The organism is Pseudomonas sp. Colony2, from assembly GCF_019382755.1.
Classification (GTDB): Bacteria; Pseudomonadota; Gammaproteobacteria; order Pseudomonadales; family Pseudomonadaceae; genus Aquipseudomonas.
Map to the genome: position 1 here is coordinate 7048096 of NZ_CP080030.1, position 21860 is coordinate 7069955.

Below are 21860 nucleotides of genomic sequence, written 5' to 3' on the forward strand. Positions count from 1 at the left end.
CTGCGCCGCGCCGCCTTCCAGCTTGCGCCACAACAACCGCACGTTCGCCTTGCGCACCAATGCACAGCGATACAACCGGATCTCCAGCGGCACATGCCATTGCGGGCCGCCGCACACCACCAGTTCACCCCGGGCCAGCTCGGCGCGCACGCTCAACTGCGGCACCCAGGCAATGCCCAAGCCCTCAAGGGCCATGCTTTTCAGGCTGTCGGCCATGGCCGTTTCGTAAATCGTGGTAAAGCGCAGCGCCCGCTGGCGCAGCAGCAGGTTTACCGAGCGCCCCAGGAAAGCTCCGGCGCTGTAGGCCAGCAGCGGCACGCTGCCCTCGCCTTCCAGGTCGAACAACGGCTTGCCGTCGGCATCGGCGGCGCACACCGGCAGCATCTCGGTGTTGCCCAGGTGCAGCGACGGGAAGATCTCCGGGTCCATCTGCATCGCCGCATCCGGGTCGTAGAACGCCAGCATCAAATCGCAGCCGCCTTCGCGCAGCGCATGCACGGCGTCGCCCACGTTGGTGGCGACCAACCGCGTGGCGATGTTCAGCCCTTCGTTGCGCAACTGCGCGATCCAGCGCGGGAAGAAACCCAAGGCCAGGGAGTGCGCCGCCGCCACTTGCATGACTTCACCCTGCCCGCCTTCCAGGTGATGCAGGTGGCGCAGCACCTCGCCGAGTTGCTCGACCACGGTCCGCGCGGTGACCAGGAACAACTGCCCCGCCGCCGTCAGTTCGACCGGCGTGCGCGAGCGATTGACCAGGGTCAGCCCCAGCGCCGCCTCCAGGCTGCGGATGCGCCGACTGAACGCCGGCTGGGTGACGAAGCGCCGCTCAGCCGCCTGGGAGAAGCTGCGGGTGGCAGCCAGGGCGCTAAAGTCTTCCAGCCATTTGCTTTCAAGGTTCATCACATCCTCCCGGGGCACGCACCATTTTGGCACACACGTCCGTCATGGTAACGGGGTCACACCGACATTATGCCGTTTATGCATAGGCCAGTGTTTAACAGCATTGGCCCAAAATCTCCTGCAAGCCTAGCATTCACAGCGTTCCGGCCTAGCCCGGGTCCATATCGAGATGATTTCCGTCATGTCCTCCGCTGCATCTTTCCGCACAGAAAAAGACCTGCTTGGCGTACTCGAAGTACCCGCTCAAGCGTATTACGGCATCCAGACCCTGCGAGCGGTGAACAACTTCCGTCTCTCGGGCGTTCCGATTTCGCATTACCCGAAATTGGTGGTCGGCCTGGCAATGGTCAAGCAGGCAGCTGCTGACGCCAACCGCGAGCTGGGCCAACTCAGCGAAGCCAAGCACGCTGCCATCAGCGAAGCCTGTGCCCGTCTGATACGCGGCGATTTCCACGAAGAGTTCGTGGTGGATATGATTCAAGGCGGCGCTGGCACTTCAACCAACATGAATGCCAACGAAGTCATCGCCAACATCGCGCTGGAGGCCATGGGCCACAGCAAGGGCGAATACCAATACCTGCACCCCAACAACGACGTGAACATGGCGCAGTCGACCAACGACGCCTACCCGACCGCGATCCGCCTGGGTCTGCTGCTGGGCCACGACGCGCTGTTGGCCAGCCTCGACAGCCTGATCCAGGCGTTCGCTGCCAAGGGTGAAGAATTCAGCCACGTCCTGAAAATGGGCCGTACCCAGCTGCAAGACGCCGTGCCGATGACCCTCGGCCAGGAATTCCGTGCCTTCGCCACCACCCTCGGTGAAGACCTGGCCCGCCTGAAGACCCTGGCGCCTGAGCTGCTGACCGAAGTGAACCTGGGCGGCACCGCCATCGGTACCGGCATCAACGCCGACCCGCGTTACCAGGCCCTGGCCGTCCAGCGCCTGGCGACCATCAGCGGCCAGCCGCTGGTACCGGCTGCCGACCTGATCGAAGCCACCTCCGACATGGGCGCTTTCGTGCTGTTCTCCGGCATGCTCAAGCGTACCGCGGTGAAGCTGTCGAAGATCTGCAACGACCTGCGCCTGCTGTCCAGCGGCCCGCGCACCGGCATCAACGAAATCAACCTGCCGGCGCGTCAGCCAGGCAGCTCGATCATGCCCGGCAAGGTCAACCCGGTGATCCCGGAAGCCGTGAACCAGGTGGCGTTCCAAATCATCGGTAACGATTTGGCGCTGACCATCGCGGCCGAAGGCGGCCAGCTGCAACTGAACGTGATGGAGCCGCTGATCGCCTACAAGATCTTCGACTCGATCCGCCTGCTGCAACGCGCCATGGACATGCTGCGCGAGCACTGCATCGTCGGCATCACTGCCAACGAAGCCCGCTGCCGCGAGCTGGTGGAACACTCCATCGGCCTGGTCACCGCGCTGAACCCGTACATCGGCTATGAAAACGCCACCCGCATCGCCCGTATCGCCCTTGAAAGCGGCCGCGGCGTGCTGGAACTGGTGCGCGAAGAAGGCTTGCTCGACGACGCCATGCTCGACGACATCCTGCGCCCCGAAAACATGATTGCCCCACGTTTGGTCCCCTTGAAGGCCTAAGCGTTTGTTGCACCGCTCACCAGGTTGAGGGACTAGACACCTCTCACCTTTTGAGGGCCTGAAGGCTCGTTCTTCAGGCCCTTTTTTTTGCCTCAAGGTTGTGAAATGACGCCAATAAAAACTCCAAGATCGCCCAACAAACCCGCCTTGCCCGTAACGCCTTGGCTGAAACCTTTAATCGCCTCGTGCAGACGGATCACCCACTCCTAGGTATAGTGCCGCCCCTCTTCGCGTCAGCGGTCGTCGGTAACGAGACCCTGGGAAGCGCGAAACCGCATGAATAACAACACCCGCAAAAGGATTGGGGTCGAAGCGTCGTGCACTGCCTGGTGCCGAGCGATGCGTCGGACCGTCCTGCGTTTGCCATTAGAAAAATCAGCGAGGAACACTCCATGCTAGAAGTCATCAACGACTTCCTCTCAGGGAAAGTATTGATCGTGCTCATTGTCGGGCTCGGTGGTTACTTCACGATCCGCTCGCGTTTCGTTCAGTTGCGTCACTTTTTCCACATGTTTTCGGTGTTTCGCGACAGCCTGAAAAGCAGCGCCGGCCAACTCAGTTCGTTCCAGGCGCTGATGCTCAGCCTCGCCGGGCGCGTAGGTGCCGGCAACATCGCAGGCGTCGGCATTGCCGTGACCCTGGGTGGCCCGGGCGCCGTGTTCTGGATGTGGGTCACCGCACTGGTGGGCATGTCTTCGAGCTTTATCGAGTGCTCCCTCGGCCAGCTCTACAAACGCACCGACGCTGAAGGCACCTACCGTGGCGGCCCGGCGTATTACATCCAGCACGGCCTGCACAAGCGCTGGTTGGGCATGGTGATGGCGTTCCTGCTGCTGGTGACCTTCGGTTTCGCCTTCAATGGCCTGCAAGCCCACGCCGTAACCCACTCGCTGAACAACGCGTTTGGCCTCGACACCACCTACACCGGCCTGGCCCTGGCGGTGCTGCTGGGCTTGGTGTTCATCGGCGGGATCAAGCGTATCGCCTCGATCGCCGACCTGCTGGTACCGGTCAAGACCCTGGTCTACATCGCGGTGACCCTGTACGTGATCGTGCTGCAATTCGACCACGTGCCGGCCATGCTCGCGACCATCGTCAAGAGCGCTTTCGGCCTCGACCAGGCCTTCGGTGGCCTGGTGGGCAGCGCGATCATCATGGGTGTGAAACGCGGCGTGTTCGCCAACGAAGCCGGCCTGGGCAGTGCGCCTAACGTGGCGGCAGTCGCCTCGGTTGAACACCCGATCGCCCAAGGCGTGGTTCAGGCGTTCAGCGTATTCCTCGACACCTTCGTCATCTGCACCTGCACCGCGCTGCTGATCCTGCTCTCGGGCTTCTACACCCCGGGCTTTGAAGGCGACGGCATTGCCCTGACCCAGAACTCCCTGGCGGCGGTGGTGGGTGACTGGGGCCGGATGTTCATCTCGGTGGCCCTGGCGTTGTTCGTGTTCACCTCGATCATGTACAACTACTACCTCGGCGAGAGCAACCTGCGCTTCATCGTGGGCGACAACCGCAAGGTGCTGATGGGCTACCGCGCGCTGGTGCTGGTGCTGATTTTCTGGGGTTCCATCGAGAACCTGAGCACCGTGTTTGCCTTCGCCGACATCACCATGACCATGCTGGCGTTCGTCAACCTGTTCGCCCTGGCGTTCCTGTTCAAGATCGCCATGCGCATCCTGAATGACTACGACGGCCAGCGTGCTGCGGGCATCAAGACCCCGGTGTTTGATTCCAGCAAGTTCCCGGACCTGGACCTGGACCGCAAGGCCTGGCCGGCGAATCCGGTGAAGCCTGAGCCAGCCGCTCAAGCGACCGCAGAACTGAACGCTCAAGCGCAACGCTAAACCTAGATAGATGACACGCCGCCCGGCCTTGGGCATGCTCTGGGCCCGGCGGCGTTTTTCGTTCAGGAGATTCTTCAATGCAACCAGCCAACAACGTCATGGTGCTCTACACCGGCGGCACCATCGGCATGCAGGCCAGCGCCAACGGCCTGGCCCCCGCTTCGGGGTTTGAAGCGCGCATGAGCGAAGCCCTCGCCCAACTGAATATGCCAGCCTGGCGCTTTCGGGAAATGTCCCCGCTGATCGACAGTGCGAACATGACCCCCGCCTACTGGCAGCGCCTGCGCGCCGCCGTGGTTGAGGCGGTGGACGAGGGTTGCGACGCCGTACTGGTGCTGCACGGCACCGACACCCTGGCCTACAGCGCCGCGGCCATGAGTTTCCAACTGCTGGGCCTGCCCGCGCCGGTGCTGTTTACCGGCTCGATGCTGCCGGCCGGTGTACCCGACAGCGATGCCTGGGAAAACGTCAGCGGTGCGCTGGCAGCCCTGGGCGCTGGCCTGGCGCCTGGCGTGCAACTGTACTTCCACGGTGCACTGATGGCCCCGACCCGTTGCGCGAAGATCCGCAGTTTTGGTCGCCACCCGTTTGCCGCGTTGCAGCGTAACGGCGGCGTCGCCCAAGCCGAGTTGGTTCCGGCGGCGCTGCATTACCGCCAGGCCAAGGCGCTGGCCAATGTGGGTGTGCTGCCACTGGTGCCGGGCATCGCCGCCGCGCAATTGGACGCGTTGATCGACAGCGGCATCCAGGCGCTGGTGCTGGAATGCTTCGGCAGCGGCACCGGGCCGAGCGACAACCCGCAGTTCCTCGCCAGCCTCCAGCGCGCGCAGGATAACGGCGTGGTCGTGGTGGCAATCACCCAATGCCATGAAGGCGGTGTGGAGCTGGACGTGTACGAGGCCGGCAGCCGCTTGCGAGGCGTCGGGGTGTTGTCGGGTGGCGGGATGACCCGTGAAGCCGCGTTTGGCAAGCTCAATGCGTTGATCGGCGCCGGGCTGGACACCGCCGAAATCCGCCGCCTGGTCGAACTCGACCTGTGCGGCGAACTGAGCTGACCGGCATATAACTTGCTCCTCTTCCAGCCATCCCCTGGCTGGAAGCACCCATGTTGCACTCCCACCTCACCACCCTCAATGCCGTCTCGTTGGTGCTCAATACCTTCAAGGCCGAAGGCCAACCCGCCGAGGCCTTGCTGGCCGGCAGCGGTATTTGCGCGGCGGACTTGAGCCGCGCCGACACCCGCATCACCACCAACCAGGAGATGCGCGTGTGTGCCAACGCCGTGGCCCTGCGCCGGGATATCGGCCTGGAGCTGGGCCGGCAAATGCACGTTTCTTCCTATGGCATGCTCGGTTACGCACTGCTCACCAGTGCCACCTTCGGTGACGCTTTGCGCCTGGCGCTGCGGTATCCGGCGCTGCTGGGAACACTTTTCGAGCTGGACCTTGAGGAAGACGGCACGCGCATCTGGTTCAGCGCCGCGGATTACCGGGAAAATCCGGCGCTGGAAACGTTCAACGTCGAACTCTGCCTGGCCTCGTTGAAGGTGATCTGCGACGACCTGCTGGGGCATGCCCTGCCGCTGCTGGGGGCGCGCTTTGAACACGACGCCCCGGATTACCGCGCACGGTACGCCGAAATCTTTGCCTGCCCGCTGCAATTCGGCGCCATCGCCAACGCGTTTGCCTTCGACCGAAGCTGGCTGGACCAGCCCCTGCCATTAGCCGACGCCGTCACCCACCAGGCCATGGCCGAGCGCTGCCGCAAGCAAAACACCGAGTTCACCGGGCGCCAGGCCTGGCTGGGCAAGATTCGCCACCTGCTCGCCAGCCAACTCAGCGCCGCGCCGGGCCTCGACGGCCTGGCCGAGCAGATGAACTGCTCCCCGCGCACGCTACGCCGGCACCTGCATGACTTGGGCTGCAGCTATCAGGAGTTGCTGGACGAGCTACGCTTCGAGCGGGCCAAGCGATTGCTGGGCGAGGATGAGCTGCCCATTTACCGAATTGCCGAGGCGCTGGGCTTCAGCGAAACCGCGAGTTTCCGTCACGCCTTTGTCCGCTGGAGCGGCGTCGCACCCAGCCAGTTCCGCCCCTGAAGCCACTTGCTGGGGCACGGCCGCGCCATTTCAGGGCGAATTGCGGTCACACACTTTGGCCATATTTATCCCCTTTTGGCCGCTCCTGCCATTCTCATTAATCCCACCCGCCGCAAGACTGGACTCACCGATTCAGCCTGCGGAGAACAACAATATGCTGACGATCTACTCGGACGATCACCACCTGCACCATGGCCGGTGCGAGTTGATGGACGGTCAACTGATGCCCTGTTTTGAAATGCCCTCGCGCGCCGACCATGTGTTGCAACGGGTCAAGGACCGCGAACTGGGCCCGGTGCAAGCGCCTGAGGATTTTGGCCTGGCGCCGCTGCAACGTATTCACAGCCCCGCGTACCTGGACTTCTTCAAAGGCGCCTGGCAACGCTGGACGGCATTTGGCCAGGACGGAGACTTGCTGCCCTACACCTGGCCCGCACGCACCTTGCGCCGGGTCATCCCCACCAGCCTGCACGGCCAGCTCGGCTATTACAGTTTCGACGGCGGCGCGCCGATCACCGCCGGCACCTGGCAAGCGGCCTACAGCGCGGCGCAAGTCGCTCTCACCGCGCAACAGGCGATCCAGCAAGGCGCCCGCAGTGCCTTCGCCCTGTGCCGTCCGCCCGGGCACCACGCCGCCAGCGACTTGATGGGCGGATATTGCTACCTCAACAACGCGGCCATCGCAGCCCAGGCGTTTCTCGACCAGGGCCACACAAAGGTGGCCATCCTCGACGTGGACTACCACCACGGCAACGGTACCCAGTCGATTTTCTACGAGCGCGACGATGTGCTGTTCACCTCGATCCACGGCCATCCGGAGGCGGAATTTCCGTTCTTCCTGGGCTACGCCGACGAGTTGGGCGAAGGCGCCGGCGAAGGTTTCAACTTCAACTATCCGTTGCCCGCAGGTTCTGGCTGGGACCGCTGGAGCGCCGCCCTGGAGCAGGCCTGCGGGGATATCGAGCGCTACGGCGCCGACATCATCGTGGTCTCGCTGGGCGTCGACACCTTCAAGGACGACCCTATCTCCCAGTTCAAGCTCGACAGCCCCGACTACCTGGCGATGGGTGCGCGAATCGCCCGCCTCGGCAAACCGACGCTGTTTGTGATGGAAGGCGGCTACGCCGTGGAAGAAATCGGCATCAATGCCGTCAACGTTCTCGAAGGTTTTGAGGGATTCGCCCAATGAACATGCTCAAGCATCTCGTCCTCTGCGCCGCCGTGCTGAGCGGGGCCGCGCACGCCGAAGAAAGAACCCTGCGGGTCTACAACTGGTTCGACTACATCACGCCCAAGGCCCTGGAAGATTTCAAGGCGCAGAACCCCAGCGTCAAGCTGGTCTACGACATCTTCGACACCAACGAAGCCCTGGAGGCCAAGCTGCTGACCGGCAACTCCGGCTATGACGTGGTCGTGCCCTCCAACGTGTTCCTGGCCAAGCAGATCGAAGCCTCGGTGTTCCAGCCGCTGGACCGCAGCAAACTGCCCAACTGGAACCACCTCGATCCCAAGTTGATGAAGCTGATCGAGGCCAACGACCCCGGCAATAAATTCGCCGTGCCCTACATGTACGGCACCATCCTGATCGGCTTCAACCCGGACAAGGTCAAGGCCGCGCTGGGGGCCAACGCCCCCGTGGACAGCTGGGACCTGATCTTCAACGTCGAGAACATCAGCAAGCTCAAGCAATGCGGCGTGGCGCTGCTGGATTCGCCGTCGGAAATCCTGCCGCTGGCCTTGCAACACCTGGGCCTGGATCCCAACAGCAGCAACCCGGCGGACTATGTCAAAGCCGAAGCATTGCTGATGAAGATCCGCCCGTACATCACCTATTTCCACTCGTCCAAGTACATGGCTGACATTGCCAACGGCGACATCTGCGTGGCGGTCGGCTATTCCGGCAGCTTCTCCCAGGCCGCCAACCGCGCCAAGGAAGCCAAGAACGGTGTGACCGTGGACATGCGGCTACCCAAAGAAGGCGCGCCGATCTGGTTCGACATGCTCGCGATCCCCAAAGGCGCCAAGGACCCGGAAGACGCCTACGCCTTTATCAACTACCTGCTGCAACCGGGCGTGATCGCGCCGATCAGCGATTTTGTCGGTTACCCCAACCCCAACAAGGACGCCACCGGGTTGGTGGATCCGGCGATTCGCAACAATCCCAACCTGTACCCGACCGAGGCGGCCATGGCCACGCTGTATACCCTCAAGCCCCTGGGACGTGACGCCGAACGAGCCAGGACCCGCGCCTGGACCAAGATCAAGTCCGGCACCTGATCGGTTGCCGCCGGTTGCGCCTCAGTGCGCGACCGGCGCGCGCCAAACCTGGCCCAAGCGCTTCAACGCCTGGCTGATCTGCGCCTCGGGCACGGCAGCAAACCCCAACACCAATCCGGCACGCTGATCCTGCGGCGTGAGTGAGTCCGGCAACCAATAGCTGCTCAAGCCATTGATCTCCACACCCACCGCCGCCGCCTGTTGGATCAGCGCCTGTTCCCGCGCCAGGCTGTCGACCCGCACGGTCAGGTGCAGCCCGGCCGCCACCGACGGCAGGCGGCCAACGCCTTCAATGTCGGCGGGCCATTCGGCCAATAGCGCATTGAGCCGGCTCTGCGCGGCGCGGCGCATGCGGCGTACATGGCGCTGAAAATGCCCGGTCGCCATGAACTCCGCCATCACCGCCTGGGTGCTGACTTCCGAGTGGCGCACATCCACCGCGCGGCGCCGGGCAAAGGCCTGGACCAGGCCGACCGGCAACACCAGGTAGCCCAGGCGCAGCGCCGGAAAGGCCACCTTGCCGAAGGTCCCGACATACAGCACCCGCCCCGTACGATCGAGGGCCGCCAGTGGCGCCAGGGGCGCGCCGCTGTAGCGGTACTCACCGTCGTAGTCATCCTCGACGATCCAGCCGCCCGTACGCTCGGCCCAGGCCAGCAGTTCCAGGCGCCGGGCCAGGCTCATCACCACGCCGGTGGGGTATTGATGGGACGGGGTGACGTAGGCCAGGCGGCAACCGCCGAGGCGGTTCAAGGCAGCGCAGTCGATGCCCTCGCTGTCCACCGTCACGCCATGCAATTGGCCGCCCGCCACCGCGAACGCATGGCCTGCTGCCCGATACCCCGGATTCTCGATGGCAACCTCATCGCCGGGCTCCACCAGCAGCTGTGCACAAAGGCTTATTGCCTGCTGCGCGCCACTGGTGATCACTATTTGCTCAGCCGTGCACTGCATACCGCGAGAACTGCGTAGATAGGCCGCAATCAATCCACGCAGGCGCGCGTCGCCCGCCGGGTCGCCGTAACACAACTGCTGCAAGTCCGGCTTGCGCCAGAAAGCCGCATTCAGCTTGGCCCACACGTCAAACGGGAACAGATCGAAAGCCGGTACGCCCACCCGGAAGGCCCTCGGCGGACCGCTGGGCGGAAGCGCCAAATGGTTGTTTTCCACCCGCGCCAGCGCACCGTTGTGGATAACTTGACTGGACGAAAACACAGGTAAATCCGGCCGCTTTGTGGATAAACCTGGGGATAAGCCTGTTGATAACCCTGTGGACACTTTTGTGGATAGTTTTTTTGCGGGCGTCGGCGTCTGCGGCAATTGCGCCACATAGGTGCCATCACCCACGCGGCCCTCAATAAATCCTTCGGCGTACAGTTGGTCGTAGGCGCGAACCACACTGTTGCGCGAGATCGATAGCGCCGCCGCCAGGTCACGGCTGGCGGGGAGCCGGGTGCCACTGACCAACCGGCCATCCAGTACCCGCTGGCGCAGCGCCTGATAGAGCTGGCGGGTGAGTCCCTGGCGGCGGTCCAACTCGATACCCGCCGGGTTGAACGAGAGCGGTGGTTCTAACGCAGGCATGGAATTGGACCTATAAAATTGACTGTAGATGGCTCTTACAACGAACCAATAGCCTGCCTAGGATGCAGGCATTCGCCAAGGAAAATCTTCATGTACACACCACGCGCCTTTGCCCTCGATGACTTGCCCGAAATCCAGCAACTGATCCAGCACACGCGCCTGGCGCAACTGGTGACCTTGGGCGAACAAGGCCTGCAAGCCAGCCATTTGCCGCTGCTGCTCAACCCGGATGAAGGGCCCAACGGCACCCTTTACGGGCACATGGCCAAGGCCAATCGCCAATGGCAGGACCTGCAAAATGGCGGCGAGTCCCTGGTGATTTTTGCCGGCGCCGAGGCCTACGTCAGTCCGTCGTTCTACCCGGCCAAGGCCGAACACGGCAAAGTGGTGCCGACCTGGAATTACATCGCGGTACACGCCTACGGCACCGGCGAAGTGTTCACCGACGCCGAGCGCCTGCTCGAATTGGTCAGCGCCCTCACCGACCGCCATGAAGGCAATCGCGCCCAACCCTGGAAAGTCAGCGACGCCCCGGCCGACTACATCGACGGCATGCTCAAGGCCATTGTCGGCTTTGCCCTGCCGATCCAACGCCTGGAAGGCAAACGCAAACTCAGCCAGAACCGCAGCCCGGCGGACATCGCCGGCGTTCGCGACGGCCTGGCCGCCAGCACCGACGTACGCGACCAGACCCTCGCCCGCTTTATTCCCAAGGAGCCAACATGAGCCAGATCGAAATCCGCCAGGTCAGCGCCGCCGACCACGCCGCTTGGTTGCCCCTGTGGCAAGCCTACCTGCGCTTCTACAACACCGAGCTGCCCGACGCCGTCAGCCAGAACACCTGGCAACGCTTGATCGACGCCAATGAGCCGACCCACTCGGCCCTGGCCTGGCAGGACGGCAAGGCCGTAGGCATGGTCAATTTCATCTACCACCGTTCCAACTGGAGCATCGAGAACTCCTGCTACCTGCAGGATTTGCTGGTAGATCCGGCCCAGCGCGGCACCGGCGTCGGCCGCAAGCTGATCGAATTCGTCTACGCCACCGCCAAGGCCGACGGTTGCTGCAAGGTCCACTGGCTGACCCACGAGACCAACGCCACCGCCATCCAGCTGTACGAACGCATCGCCGAACGCCCTGGTTTTATCCAGTTTCGCAAAGGTCTTTAAGGAGAAGCACAGCATGACGACATCATTGGCCGACTGGAAAGGTGTCTCGGCGCCCACCGTCACCCTTATCGAAGGGCGCTTCGTGCGCCTGGAAAAACTCGACCCGGCCCGCCACGGCGATGACCTGTTCAACGCCCTGCAAGGCCCCGGCGCGGATCCGAAGCTGTGGGATTATTTGCCTTACGGCCCATTCCCCGAGCGCGCCGCCTTCGATGCCTGGCTGAACAACCACGCGTCCCACAGCGACCCGTACTTCTTCAGTGTGATCGACAAAGCCAGCGGCGAGGTGCAAGGCATCCTCAGCCTGATGTCCATCGTGCCCGAGCAAGGCCGCATTGAAATCGGCCACGTGACCTTCGGCGCCCCGATGCAACGTTCACCGAAAAGCACCGAGGCGGTGTACCTGCTGGCCAGGCACTCGTTTGAGCTGGGCAATCGTCGCCTGGAGTGGAAGTGCAACAACGCCAACGCCCGCTCCAAAAACGCCGCCGAGCGGTTGGGTTTCAGTTTTGAAGGGGTGTTTCGCCAGCACACGGTAGTGAAGGGAAAGAACCGGGATACGGCGTGGTATTCGATCCTGGATGGGGAATGGCCGGCGATTGGGGCCGGGTTTGAAGCGTGGCTGTCGGATGCAAACCAGACCGGTTCGGGACAGTTGAAAACGCTGGTGGAATGCCGTACCTAAGCCACCCTGCCCCCCCCCCTGACAAATGTGGGAGCGGGCTTGCTCGCGAAAGCGGCGTATCAGTCACAAATGTATCAACTGACCCACCGTCATCGCGGGCAAGCCCGGCTCCCACATTGTATCTTCAGCGTATCCGGGCCTTGTGCTCAGCCGAGGCGAATAGGCGAGCATCTATACCTTGAAATACTTGCTCACGATCAAACACCACGCCATCGCCTTTTCCTACAAGCTTCTGCGAACCTTCACCACTCCCATCTTCAACCCAAACGGCCTGAACACTGCGTTCAACGACTTCAGCGTCTGATTGCCCTCGCCATGTTCGATATGTACCAGCGTGCGTACGGAGATTTTGCACATCTTGGCAAACTGGCTCTGATGCAGCCCAGTGACTTCCGTTCGCAGCCGGCGTACCGCCTCGGCTATTTCCAGCGTTCCCTCGGCCAATGCATCCTGAATGCTTTCGATCAACCGGGTTCGTTCTTCAACCGTCAGGCTCATTTCAATCCCCGTCACCTCCTCGCCATCATTCTGTAAAAAACCTCCGCTATATAGGTCGACTCTTTTCCAAAAACAAGGTCGCCCGCCATGCCCCCTTCGCCCCAGCGCCTTGCGCTCACTCTCGGCCTGCTGGTCAGTAGCGGTTTTGTCGATGCGGCGCCCACGCCAACCAAGACGCTGCAGATCGACACGCCCACCACCACCGGGCAAACCCTGGGTGGCAGTGACTCGTTGACGATTTCGGCACCGGGCAGTATCACCACCTCCAAAGTCGCGGTGACCTTGAAGGACGGCACCACCGGTAATGGCGTGGTGATCGACAACTCCGGCAGCATTACCTCCACGGGTGGCCGGGCCATCGACAGCAGCGGCAGCCTCACCGGTACGCGCAACTACAGCATCTACAACCGAACCGGCGGTGTGATCCAGGGCGCCAACGACGCGCTGCGCATCGACAGCAACTTCGCCAGCGGCAGCCTGCTGATCGACAACAGCGGCACCATTCGCTCTACCACCGGCCAAGGGCTGGACCTGGATGCGATCCGCAGCTCCAACGTCACCACCACTATCATCAACCGCCAAGGCGGGCTGATTCGCGGCGACGCCAGCGACGGCATGAAGACCGGCGGCAACGCTACGATCACCAACTACGGCGAGATTTCCACCGGCGATACCCACTCGCGTGATGACAAATTCGACGGCGTCGACATCGACTCCGCTACTGGCGTGACCGTCACCAACTACGGCCTCATCTCCGGCGGCCGCCACGGCATCACCACCGACCTGGGCGCCACGCTGACCAACTACGGCACGGTAATCGGCCGCAACGGCTCGGGTTTTGGTTCCGACGGCGATGGCACGGTGATCAACCACGGCACTATTACCGGCGCATTTTCCGGACTGCAGCCGGACGGCGATGGTGACGGCGTGGACATCGACAAGATTGCCCACATCGAAAACTACGGCATCATCCAGGGCGTCGGCGCCGGTGGTGTCGACAAGAACGGCTTTGCCAACGGCAGCGAAGGCATCGCCCTCGGTGGTGGCTATGTGTTCAACGGCGTGGGTGCATTGGTAAGCGGTGCCAACAACGCGGTGCTGGTGGACGACGGCAGCGACGGCCCGGGACTTGCTGCAACCACCCTGATCAACCATGGCACCATTCAGGGCCTGAACGGCTTCGGCGTGAAGTTCGTCGGCGAGTTTGCCGACACGGTGGTCAACGCTGGCTTGATCAGCGGCAGCAACGGCCTGGCCCTGGATTTGGGCGGCGGCGATGACACGCTGACCCTGCTCGGCGGCAGCCGCTTTGTCGGCGTGGTGGATGGCGGCACCGGATATGACCGCGTGATCATGGACGACGCCGCCGGCGGCAGTTTCGGCGACAGCCGCAACTTCGAATGGCTGGACGTGAAGCAAGGCACCTGGACCCTCACCGGCAGCGGCGACTTCAGCGACGGCGGCGAGATTTTCAGCGGCGCCAAGCTGATCAACCAGGGCGGGATCGCTGGCAACCTGACCGTCGATGAAGGCGGTATTTATGCCGGTGGCGGCAGTGTCGGCAGCCTGTTGGTCAAAGGCACCTTGCAGACCAACACCGCCCTCGGCACCGCCAGCATCACCCGCGACCTGACGATGACCAGCGGCTCGACCCTGGCCTATGGCGTGAATGCCGACGGCAGCAGCGCACCGGTCCAGGTCGGCGGCACCGCGTACCTGAATGGCGCGACCCTGGCGGTCAATCCCGGCACCGGCACCTACCCGTGGCAGAGCCACTACACGGTACTGCAGGCCGGCAGCATCAATGGCACGTTCGGCAAGGTCACCAGCGACTATGCCTTCCTCACCCCCACCCTGGATTACAGCCCTACCCAGGTCGGCCTGACCTATTCCCGCAATGACGTGGCGTTCAATCAGTTCGCCAACACCGGCAACGGCACCCGCGCCGCCAACGCCCTGGCGAGCCTGGGCAAGAACAACGCGTTGTACAACGCCTTGCTCAACACCACCAACAGCAGCGCCGGTGCCGCCATCGAGCAATTGGCCGGCAGCAGCACCGCCAACCTGACCAGTGCCACCCTCGGCGCCAGCGCCCAGGTCGGCAACAGCATGTTGAACGCCATGCACCAACTGGGCGGCGGTGCCGGACTGCTGGTGGGCCTTGATCAAAAAGACACCCCCGTACTGGCCGCCACCGGCGTACCCGCCGAAGCCCGCAACCTCAACGACCCCAACGCCCGGGGCCGCCTGTGGCTGCAAGGTATCGGCAGCTACGGCAAGCTCGACGGCGACCACGGCAGCAATGGCCTGACCCAGCGCACCAAAGGCAGCGTGCTGGGGGCCGATTGGGCGCTCGATTCGGACTGGCGCGTGGGCGTGCTGGGCGGTTATTCGAAGACCGACCTGGACACCACCGGCGTCGACGGCAGCGTCGATAGCTGGCACGCCGGCGTCTACGCCATGCGCCAGAGCGGACCGCTGGCCTTGCGCCTGGGTGCTGCGTACAGCGGGCACCAGGGAGACAGTAAACGTACGGTGGCCTTTGACGGTTTCAACGATCGGCCCAAAGGTGACTACGACGCCGACAGCCAACAAGCCTTCGCCGAACTGGGTTATGCCATGGGCAGCGGGCGCCTGAGCGCCGAGCCGTTCGCCAACCTCGGCTACCAGCGCTACCACCGCGACAGCTACAACGAAAAAGGCGGCGGCGCCGCCCTGCATGTCGAAGGGCAAACCCAGGACAATGTCAGCAGCACCTTCGGCCTGCGCCTGGCGCACTTGAGCCAGCTGGACAACGGCATCAGTCTCACGCCGCGGGTCAGCGCCGGCTGGAAACACACCTACGGTGACGTGGACAGCAGCACCCGCCAGGCCTTCCTGATGGGCGGCACCGCGTTCAACGTCGAAGGCAGCGCCCTGGACCGCGACAGCCTGTTGCTGGAAGCCGGGCTGGATGTAGGCCTGTCGGCACGCCATACCCTCGGCGTGGGCTACAGCGGCGAAATAGGCAGTAACAGCCGCAATCACGGGCTGATCGGGCAATGGCAGATGAGTTTTTAATCGCGGCCCACTAGAGACATCTCTGGCAGGCAAAGGGTGGATGGCCTGACATTTATCCGCCCTTTACCCCGCTAGATTTCCCGACCTCATACATCAAGAGGTCGGACCTGCATGCCACTCCTTCAGAAACAACTCGCACTCGCCATCACCTTCGCGCTGGGTGCCACCAACGCTCAATTCGTCCAGGCGCGAGGGGACATCGATCCAGACAGCGAGTGGTTCATCCCGGCGCCAGAGGCCGGCCAGCAAGGCCACCAGCGCCCCAAGCCACCCAAGCCCACTCCCGACTTTAACTTTACCGACCACGCCACCACCCGTAACGGCCAGCAGGTTGCCCGCGTACTGGACTCTGCCGTGGACACCCTCATCAAGTCGGGCGAACTCAATGACTGGGAGGAGTACGAACTGGACAATATCGCCCGGGAACTTGGCAGGCTGGCACCGGGCCGTGTGGGTGCAGTTCTGGAGCAACTGGCAGGCAGCCAGAACGCCAACCTTGGCGCCGCCACTCAAGACAGCATGAAACAGCTCAACAGCAGCCTGCTTTCAGTCATGCGCCGGACAGGCGACGAACGCAACCTTACGGATGCCGAAGGCAATGGCCACGTATGGCTCCAGGCCCTTGGCAACGCTGGCAAGCTTGAAGGACAGCACGGTAGCGTGGGCCTGCAGCAACACACCCAAGGCCTGATGCTGGGCGGCGACTGGGCAGTGGACGATGCCTGGCGGGTGGGTGTGATGGGCGCCAAGTCCGCCAGCGACCTGAACGCCAAACGCTTCAAAGGCGAACTGGACAGCTGGCACCTCGGCGGTTACGCCGTGCGTCAGGACGGCCCCCTTGCACTGCGCCTGGGGGCGATCTACAGCAGCCATGCCGGCCAAACCCAACGCACCGTAGACTTTGATTTCGTTGAGCGCCGCGAGCAGTCCAAAGGCAAATACAACGCCCAAAGCCAGAACGCTTTCGCCGAGCTGGGCTATCAACTGGACAAGGGCAGTTTCAGCGTCGAACCCTATGCGGGGATCGGCTACCAGCGCTATCACCGCGACCGCTACAAGGAAAAAGGCGGCTTTACAGCGCTGAATGTCGGCGCCCAGACCCAGGAAAACCTCAGCAGCACCTTCGGCTTGCGCCTGGCCAGTGCCTTTACGCTGGACAACCAGATGGCCCTCAAGCCGCACCTGAGCACAGGCTGGAAGCACCTCTACGGTGACGTGAGCAGCACCGTGCGCCAGTCCTCCGCGTGGGTAAAACGGCCGGGCTTCAACAGTGACTTCACCATCGAAGGCACCTCCCTGGACCGCGACAGCCTGGCGCTGCACACCGGGGTGGACCTGGCGCTGTCGACCCGGCACACCGTGGGCCTGGCCTATACCGCCGAGGTCGGCACCCACAGCCGTAACCAGGGTTTGCTGGGCCAGTGGACCCTGGCGTTCTGATTATTGCGGGCAAAAAAAAAGGGGGCACATGCCCCCCCGAGGTTTAAGCGGTAGTTTCGAAGGCTGTTGATCAGCCTTCGATTTCAATCAGGATTTCACCCGGGTTGACCCGGTCGCCCTTGGCCACGTGTACGGCGGTGACCTTGCCGGCGATCGACGCCTGTACTTCGGTCTCCATCTTCATCGCTTCAGTGATCAACACAGCCTGGCCGGCCTTCACCACGTCGCCTTCCTTGACCAGCACGTCGACGATGTTGCCCGGCATCGCCGTGCTGACATGGCCTGGCGCGGTGGCGTGCTTGCGCTTGCTGCCGCCACTGCTGACAAACTCGTTGAGCGGCTCGAACACCACTTCTTCCGGCATGCCGTCGATGGACAGGTAGAAGTGGCGCTTGCCTTCGGCCTTGACGCCCACCCCGGTGATGTCCACGCGATAGCTTTCGCCGTGCACGTCGATCACGAACTCGGTCGGCACACCTTCGCCACCGGCACGGGCCACGCCGCCGGCTTCAGGAATCGGCAACAGCACTTCAGGGCTCAAGGTGCCAGCGTCGCGCTCTTCAAGGAATTTGCGCCCGATGTCCGGGAACATCGCGTAGGTCAGTACGTCTTCTTCGGACTTGGCCAACGCGCCGATTTCGCCGCGCAACTTGGTCATTTCCGGCTTCAGCAGATCTGCCGGGCGATGGTCGATCACCTCTTCGCTGCCGATGGCCTGGCGCCGCAGTTTTTCATTCACGATGCCCGGCGCCTTGCCGTAGCCGCCTTGCAGGTACAGCTTCACTTCGTTGGTGATGGTCTTGTAGCGCTCGCCGGCCAGCACGTTGAAGAACGCCTGGGTACCGACGATCTGCGAAGTCGGGGTGACCAGCGGCGGGAAGCCAAGGTCTTCACGAACCCGCGGGATTTCGGCCAGCACTTCGCTCATGCGGTTCAGCGCGCCCTGCTCTTTCAGCTGGTTGGCCAGGTTGGAAATCATCCCGCCCGGTACCTGGTTGACTTGCACGCGGGTGTCGACGGCGGTGAATTCGCTTTCGAACTGATGGTACTTCTTGCGCACGGCGTAGAAGTACAAACCGATTTCCTGCAGCAGTTCCAGGCTGAGGTCGGTGTCGAATTCGCTGCCTTTGAGGGCCGCGACCATCGACTCGGTACCCGGGTGGCTGGTGCCCCAGGCGAAGCTGGAAATGGCGGTGTCGATATGGTCGGCACCGTTTTCGATGGCCTTGAGCTGGCACATCGAAGCCAGGCCCGCAGTGTCGTGGGAGTGGATGAAGATCGGCAGGCTCTGCTCGGCCTTCAGCGCCTTGACCAGCTCGCCGGTGGCGTATGGTGTCAGCAGGCCGGCCATGTCCTTGATCGCCACCGAGTCGCAACCCATGGCTTCCATTTGCTTGGCCTGGGCCACGAACGCCTCGATGGTGTGCACCGGGCTGGTGGTATAGGCGATGGTGCCCTGGGCATGTTTGCCGGCGGCTTTTACCGCTTCGATGGCCACTCGCAGGTTACGCACGTCGTTCATCGCGTCGAAGATGCGGAACACGTCGATACCGTTGACAGCGGCCTTGGCGACGAAGGCTTTGACCACATCGTCGCTGTAGTGGCGGTAGCCCAACAGATTCTGGCCACGCAGCAGCATTTGCAGGCGCGTGTTGGGCAACGCCGCGCGCAGTTTGCGCAGGCGCTCCCACGGGTCTTCTTTCAGGAAGCGTACGCAGGCGTCGAAGGTCGCGCCGCCCCAGACTTCCAGGGACCAGTAGCCGACTTTGTCGAGCTTGTCGCAGATCGGCAGCATGTCGTCGGTGCGCATGCGGGTCGCCAGCAACGATTGGTGGGCGTCGCGCAGGATGGTGTCGGTTACGAAGATCTTCTTGCTCATTCTTATATTCCTCACAGGCCTGCGTGGGCGGCGATGGCGGCGGCGATGGCCAGGGCCAGCTCTTCGGGTTTGCGCTTGATCGAGTAGTTGGTCAGCTCAGGGTGGCTTTCCACAAAACTGGTGTTGAACTGGCCGCTGCGGAATTCCGGGTTGCGCAGGATTTCCTGGTAATAGGCGGCGGTGGTCTTCACGCCTTGCAGGCGCATGTCGTCCAGGGCGCGCAGGCCGCGGTCCATGGCTTCTTCCCAGGTCAACGCCCACACCACCAGCTTCAGGCACATCGAGTCGTAGAACGGCGGGATGGTGTAGCCGGTGTAGATCGCCGTGTCGGTACGCACGCCGGGACCGCCGGGTGCGTAGTAACGGGTGATCTTGCCGAAGCTGGGCAGGAAGTTGTTCTTCGGGTCTTCGGCGTTGATGCGGAACTGCAACGCAAAACCCCGGTGCTGAATGTCTTCCTGCTTGACCGACAGCGGCAGGCCCGACGCAATGCGGATCTGCTCACGCACAATGTCGATGCCGGTGATTTCTTCGGTAATGGTGTGTTCCACCTGCACCCGGGTGTTCATCTCCATGAAGTACACCTCGCCCTCGGCGAGCAGGAACTCCACGGTGCCGGCGTTCTCGTAGCCCACGGCCTTGGCCGCGCGCACCGACAGGTCGCCGATGTAGGCGCGCTGTTCAGGGGTCAGCTGGGGGCTAGGGGCGATCTCGATCAGCTTCTGGTTACGGCGCTGGATCGAGCAATCGCGCTCGAACAGGTGCACCACATTGCCGAAGCTGTCACCGAGGATCTGCGCCTCGATGTGCTTGGGATTGACGATGCATTTTTCCAGGAACACTTCCGCCGAACCGAAGGCCTTGGTGGCTTCGGAAATTACCCGGGGGAAGGCTTGTTCGAGTTCTTCACGGCTGTTGCAGCGACGGATACCGCGACCGCCACCACCGGAGGTGGCCTTGAGCATCACCGGGTAACCAATGCGGTCGCCTTCGGTGAGGGCTTCAGCGATGTCGGCAACGTTGCCTTCGGTGCCCGGGGTCACCGGTACGCCGGCCTTGATCATGCTGCGGCGGGCTTCGGTCTTGTCGCCCATGCGGCGAATCACTTCTGCGGACGGGCCGATGAACTTGATCCCACGTTCGGCGCAAATGTCTGCCAGCTCGGCGTTTTCCGAGAGGAAGCCGTAGCCGGGGTGCAGCGCGTCGCAACCGGTTTCCACCGCCAGGTTCACCAGCTTGCGCGGGTTCAGGTAACCAGCCAATGGCTCGGCACCGATGCTGTGGGCTTCATCTGCACGCTTTACATGCAGGGCATGGCGATCGGCATCGGAATAGACCGCGACCGAACGAATGCCCATCTCGGCGCAGGCACGCACGATACGTACGGCAATCTCACCACGGTTGGCGATCAGGATCTTTTTTATCACTTGGAAATTCCCTTGAGCCGATTGCTACCTACTTCGACCCTGGAAGCGGGTCGGCGCGTGACCAAATGTTTCATGGCAGTCGCGTGACACACACTATGCCCCTGCAGGGATTAACAAAAATCAATAATTATTGGGTTGTGTATAAGCAAAGACTTATAGTCGTCGCATCAAGGGTCGGTGGGAGTGGTTGAACTATGCGTAAGTCATTGATGCGTATGACATTGCGTCAATTGCAGATTTTCAATGAAGTCTGTGATTTGCGTTCCTACAGCCGCGCAGCCGAGGAAATGTCCCTCACGCAACCGGCCGTTAGCCTACAAATCAAGCAGCTGGAGGAGCTGCTGGGCCAGCCATTGTTCGATTACGTCGGCAAAAAGCTCTATATGACTGAAGCTGCTGAAGCCTTGCAACGGGCCAGCCGGGACATTTTCGGACGCCTGGAAAACCTCGATATGCAGCTCTCCGACATGCAGGGCTCGTTGCAGGGCCAGCTGAAACTGGCGGTGGAATCCAGCGCCAAGTACTTCGTGCCGCACCTGTTTGCCGCCTTCAAGCGCCAGCATCCGGAGGTCAACCTGCACCTGACGGTGGTCAACCGCGCCCAGGTGATTCGCCGGCTTTCAGACAACCGCGACGACCTGGTGATCATGTCGATGGTGCCCCAGGACATGGGCCTGGAATTCCTGCCGTTCCTGAACAACCCGATTGTCGCGGTGGCGCCCCACGATCATCCGCTGAGCCATCAAGGGCCGTTGCGCCTGCAGGACCTTGAGCCTTACACGCTGCTGTTGCGCGAGCCGGGGTCCGGGACGCGGATGGCGTGCGAAGAGTATTTCAAGGAAAAGCGCGTGCACTTCACCCAGACGGTGGAAGTGTCTTCGGCCGAGGCGCAGCGCGAGTGCGTGACCGCTGGGTTGGGCGTGGCGCTGCTGACGCGCCACGCGGTCAACCTGGAACTGGCCACCGGCGGGCTCAGGGAGCTGCCGGTGGAAGAACTGCCGCTGTACCGCAGTTGGTGCCTGGTGCAGGCCAAGGCCAAGCGCCTGTCACCGGTGGCCCATGCATTCCTGGGCTTTATCCGCAGCGAGCGACTGCAGATCAGCGCGCTGGCTGAACGCTTCGCTGGGCAGCCGCGGGTGCCTGCCAGTGGAGTTCCGGATAGTCACTGATGCTCTGTTGCAATTGACGCTGATCGCAGCGGTCTTCAATTGCGCGACGGAAGGCCATGCGGCGCTGGTCTTCCTGCTGGCGGCGGGTCTTGACGGTGCTGTTGCTTTCTTCGTATTGCCGAGCCATTTCGAGTCTCCCAATGCGAGTAAGGGGAGTTCAGGATGGGCTCGGGCAATGACGGTTTAGCGGCATGGGGATGACAGGACGATGAATCTTGCGGGGC

18 protein-coding genes are annotated in these 21860 nt (G+C 62.6%); 12 read left to right on the forward strand and 6 right to left on the reverse strand.

Going from position 1 to position 21860, the window contains the following annotated elements; translation table 11 throughout:
• Positions 1 to 900: LysR substrate-binding domain-containing protein (locus JV201_RS29050; RefSeq protein WP_219406320.1), on the reverse strand; the 900-nt coding region annotated here is incomplete at its 3' end.
• 181 nt (positions 901 to 1081) lie between these two features.
• Between JV201_RS29050 and aspA the strand changes: the two genes are divergently transcribed.
• The 6 genes from aspA (at position 1082) to JV201_RS29080 (ending at position 8725) form a co-directional block, all read left to right on the forward strand.
• Entirely contained in the window at positions 1082 to 2506 is a 1425-nt protein-coding gene (gene aspA / locus JV201_RS29055) for an aspartate ammonia-lyase (RefSeq protein ID WP_003213415.1), read from the forward strand.
• Positions 2507 to 2898: 392 nt separating this feature from the next.
• Positions 2899 to 4350: a sodium:alanine symporter family protein gene (locus JV201_RS29060; RefSeq protein ID WP_003213417.1), complete on the forward strand. Its 1452-nt coding sequence runs from the start codon at positions 2899 to 2901 to the stop codon at positions 4348 to 4350.
• A gap of 77 nt (positions 4351 to 4427) precedes the next feature.
• Positions 4428 to 5405, forward strand: a complete 978-nt coding sequence (locus tag JV201_RS29065; RefSeq protein WP_219406321.1) for an asparaginase — start codon at positions 4428 to 4430, stop codon at positions 5403 to 5405.
• Between the two features lie 50 nt (positions 5406 to 5455).
• On the forward strand, positions 5456 to 6448 hold the full coding sequence (locus JV201_RS29070) for an AraC family transcriptional regulator (protein WP_003213421.1): 993 nt from the start codon (positions 5456 to 5458) through the stop codon (positions 6446 to 6448).
• Positions 6449 to 6602: 154 nt separating this feature from the next.
• Positions 6603 to 7637 carry a histone deacetylase family protein gene (locus JV201_RS29075; protein WP_008439485.1) on the forward strand — a complete coding sequence of 345 codons (1035 nt, stop codon included), beginning with the start codon at positions 6603 to 6605 and terminating at the stop codon, positions 7635 to 7637.
• Positions 7634 to 8725, forward strand: a complete 1092-nt coding sequence (locus JV201_RS29080) for a polyamine ABC transporter substrate-binding protein (protein WP_093203570.1) — start codon at positions 7634 to 7636, stop codon at positions 8723 to 8725. Before JV201_RS29075 ends, JV201_RS29080 begins: the two co-directional genes overlap by 4 nt.
• Positions 8726 to 8746: 21 nt before the next feature.
• Here JV201_RS29080 and JV201_RS29085 read toward each other — a convergent pair whose 3' ends face one another.
• Positions 8747 to 10309, reverse strand: coding sequence for a PLP-dependent aminotransferase family protein (locus JV201_RS29085; RefSeq protein ID WP_219406322.1), 1563 nt, complete (start codon positions 10307 to 10309; stop codon positions 8747 to 8749).
• A 90-nt stretch (positions 10310 to 10399) separates the two neighbouring features.
• Between JV201_RS29085 and JV201_RS29090 the strand changes: the two genes are divergently transcribed.
• Genes JV201_RS29090 through JV201_RS29100 form a run of 3 tightly spaced genes read left to right on the forward strand, consistent with a single transcriptional unit; the run spans position 10400 to position 12163 of the window.
• The gene (locus tag JV201_RS29090; RefSeq protein WP_219406323.1) at positions 10400 to 11035 is read left to right on the forward strand and encodes an FMN-binding negative transcriptional regulator; all 636 of its coding nucleotides are present in this window, start codon (positions 10400 to 10402) and stop codon (positions 11033 to 11035) included.
• Positions 11032 to 11478: a GNAT family N-acetyltransferase gene (locus tag JV201_RS29095; RefSeq protein ID WP_003213433.1), complete on the forward strand. Its 447-nt coding sequence runs from the start codon at positions 11032 to 11034 to the stop codon at positions 11476 to 11478. The genes JV201_RS29090 and JV201_RS29095 overlap by 4 nt, the downstream gene beginning before the upstream one ends.
• Before the next feature lie 13 nt (positions 11479 to 11491).
• Positions 11492 to 12163 (forward strand): GNAT family N-acetyltransferase, encoded by a 672-nt coding sequence (locus JV201_RS29100; protein ID WP_219406324.1) that lies wholly within the window; start codon positions 11492 to 11494, stop codon positions 12161 to 12163.
• A gap of 222 nt (positions 12164 to 12385) precedes the next feature.
• Here the strand turns inward: JV201_RS29100 and JV201_RS29105 are convergent, their stop codons facing one another.
• On the reverse strand, positions 12386 to 12661 hold the full coding sequence (locus JV201_RS29105; RefSeq protein WP_087694596.1) for a helix-turn-helix domain-containing protein: 276 nt from the start codon (positions 12659 to 12661) through the stop codon (positions 12386 to 12388).
• A gap of 87 nt (positions 12662 to 12748) precedes the next feature.
• Here JV201_RS29105 and JV201_RS29110 point away from each other — a divergent pair, with 87 nt between their 5' ends.
• Positions 12749 to 15721: an autotransporter domain-containing protein gene (locus tag JV201_RS29110; RefSeq protein WP_219406325.1), complete on the forward strand. Its 2973-nt coding sequence runs from the start codon at positions 12749 to 12751 to the stop codon at positions 15719 to 15721.
• 111 nt (positions 15722 to 15832) lie between these two features.
• Positions 15833 to 17161, forward strand: a complete 1329-nt coding sequence (locus JV201_RS29115) for an autotransporter domain-containing protein (RefSeq protein ID WP_219406326.1) — start codon at positions 15833 to 15835, stop codon at positions 17159 to 17161.
• A gap of 70 nt (positions 17162 to 17231) precedes the next feature.
• Here the strand turns inward: JV201_RS29115 and oadA are convergent, their stop codons facing one another.
• Positions 17232 to 19040 (reverse strand): sodium-extruding oxaloacetate decarboxylase subunit alpha, encoded by a 1809-nt coding sequence (gene oadA, locus JV201_RS29120; RefSeq protein ID WP_219406327.1) that lies wholly within the window; start codon positions 19038 to 19040, stop codon positions 17232 to 17234.
• Between the two features lie 11 nt (positions 19041 to 19051).
• Complete coding sequence (locus tag JV201_RS29125; protein WP_003213442.1) at positions 19052 to 20467, reverse strand: acetyl-CoA carboxylase biotin carboxylase subunit; 1416 nt, start codon at positions 20465 to 20467, stop codon at positions 19052 to 19054.
• Positions 20468 to 20661: 194 nt separating this feature from the next.
• Between JV201_RS29125 and JV201_RS29130 the strand changes: the two genes are divergently transcribed.
• On the forward strand, positions 20662 to 21636 hold the full coding sequence (locus tag JV201_RS29130) for a LysR family transcriptional regulator (protein ID WP_003213443.1): 975 nt from the start codon (positions 20662 to 20664) through the stop codon (positions 21634 to 21636).
• Here JV201_RS29130 and JV201_RS30020 read toward each other — a convergent pair.
• Positions 21566 to 21763 (reverse strand): PA3496 family putative envelope integrity protein, encoded by a 198-nt coding sequence (locus JV201_RS30020; RefSeq protein ID WP_003213445.1) that lies wholly within the window; start codon positions 21761 to 21763, stop codon positions 21566 to 21568. The genes JV201_RS29130 and JV201_RS30020 overlap by 71 nt on opposite strands.
• Positions 21764 to 21860: the final 97 nt, after the last annotated feature.

Excerpts from the sequence above, each read along its gene's own strand:
- aspA (WP_003213415.1), top strand. The coding sequence starts at position 1,082 with ATGTCCTCCGCTGCATCTTTCCGCACAGAAAAAGACCTGCTTGGCGTA.
- JV201_RS29060 (WP_003213417.1), top strand. The coding sequence starts at position 2,899 with ATGCTAGAAGTCATCAACGACTTCCTCTCAGGGAAAGTATTGATCGTG.
- JV201_RS29065 (WP_219406321.1), top strand. The coding sequence starts at position 4,428 with ATGCAACCAGCCAACAACGTCATGGTGCTCTACACCGGCGGCACCATC.
- JV201_RS29070 (WP_003213421.1), top strand. The coding sequence starts at position 5,456 with ATGTTGCACTCCCACCTCACCACCCTCAATGCCGTCTCGTTGGTGCTC.
- JV201_RS29075 (WP_008439485.1), top strand. The coding sequence starts at position 6,603 with ATGCTGACGATCTACTCGGACGATCACCACCTGCACCATGGCCGGTGC.
- JV201_RS29080 (WP_093203570.1), top strand. The coding sequence starts at position 7,634 with ATGAACATGCTCAAGCATCTCGTCCTCTGCGCCGCCGTGCTGAGCGGG.
- JV201_RS29085 (WP_219406322.1), bottom strand. The coding sequence starts at position 10,309 with ATGCCTGCGTTAGAACCACCGCTCTCGTTCAACCCGGCGGGTATCGAG.
- JV201_RS29090 (WP_219406323.1), top strand. The coding sequence starts at position 10,400 with ATGTACACACCACGCGCCTTTGCCCTCGATGACTTGCCCGAAATCCAG.
- JV201_RS29095 (WP_003213433.1), top strand. The coding sequence starts at position 11,032 with ATGAGCCAGATCGAAATCCGCCAGGTCAGCGCCGCCGACCACGCCGCT.
- JV201_RS29100 (WP_219406324.1), top strand. The coding sequence starts at position 11,492 with ATGACGACATCATTGGCCGACTGGAAAGGTGTCTCGGCGCCCACCGTC.
- JV201_RS29105 (WP_087694596.1), bottom strand. The coding sequence starts at position 12,661 with ATGAGCCTGACGGTTGAAGAACGAACCCGGTTGATCGAAAGCATTCAG.
- JV201_RS29110 (WP_219406325.1), top strand. The coding sequence starts at position 12,749 with ATGCCCCCTTCGCCCCAGCGCCTTGCGCTCACTCTCGGCCTGCTGGTC.
- JV201_RS29115 (WP_219406326.1), top strand. The coding sequence starts at position 15,833 with ATGCCACTCCTTCAGAAACAACTCGCACTCGCCATCACCTTCGCGCTG.
- oadA (WP_219406327.1), bottom strand. The coding sequence starts at position 19,040 with ATGAGCAAGAAGATCTTCGTAACCGACACCATCCTGCGCGACGCCCAC.
- JV201_RS29130 (WP_003213443.1), top strand. The coding sequence starts at position 20,662 with ATGCGTAAGTCATTGATGCGTATGACATTGCGTCAATTGCAGATTTTC.
- JV201_RS30020 (WP_003213445.1), bottom strand. The coding sequence starts at position 21,763 with ATGGCTCGGCAATACGAAGAAAGCAACAGCACCGTCAAGACCCGCCGC.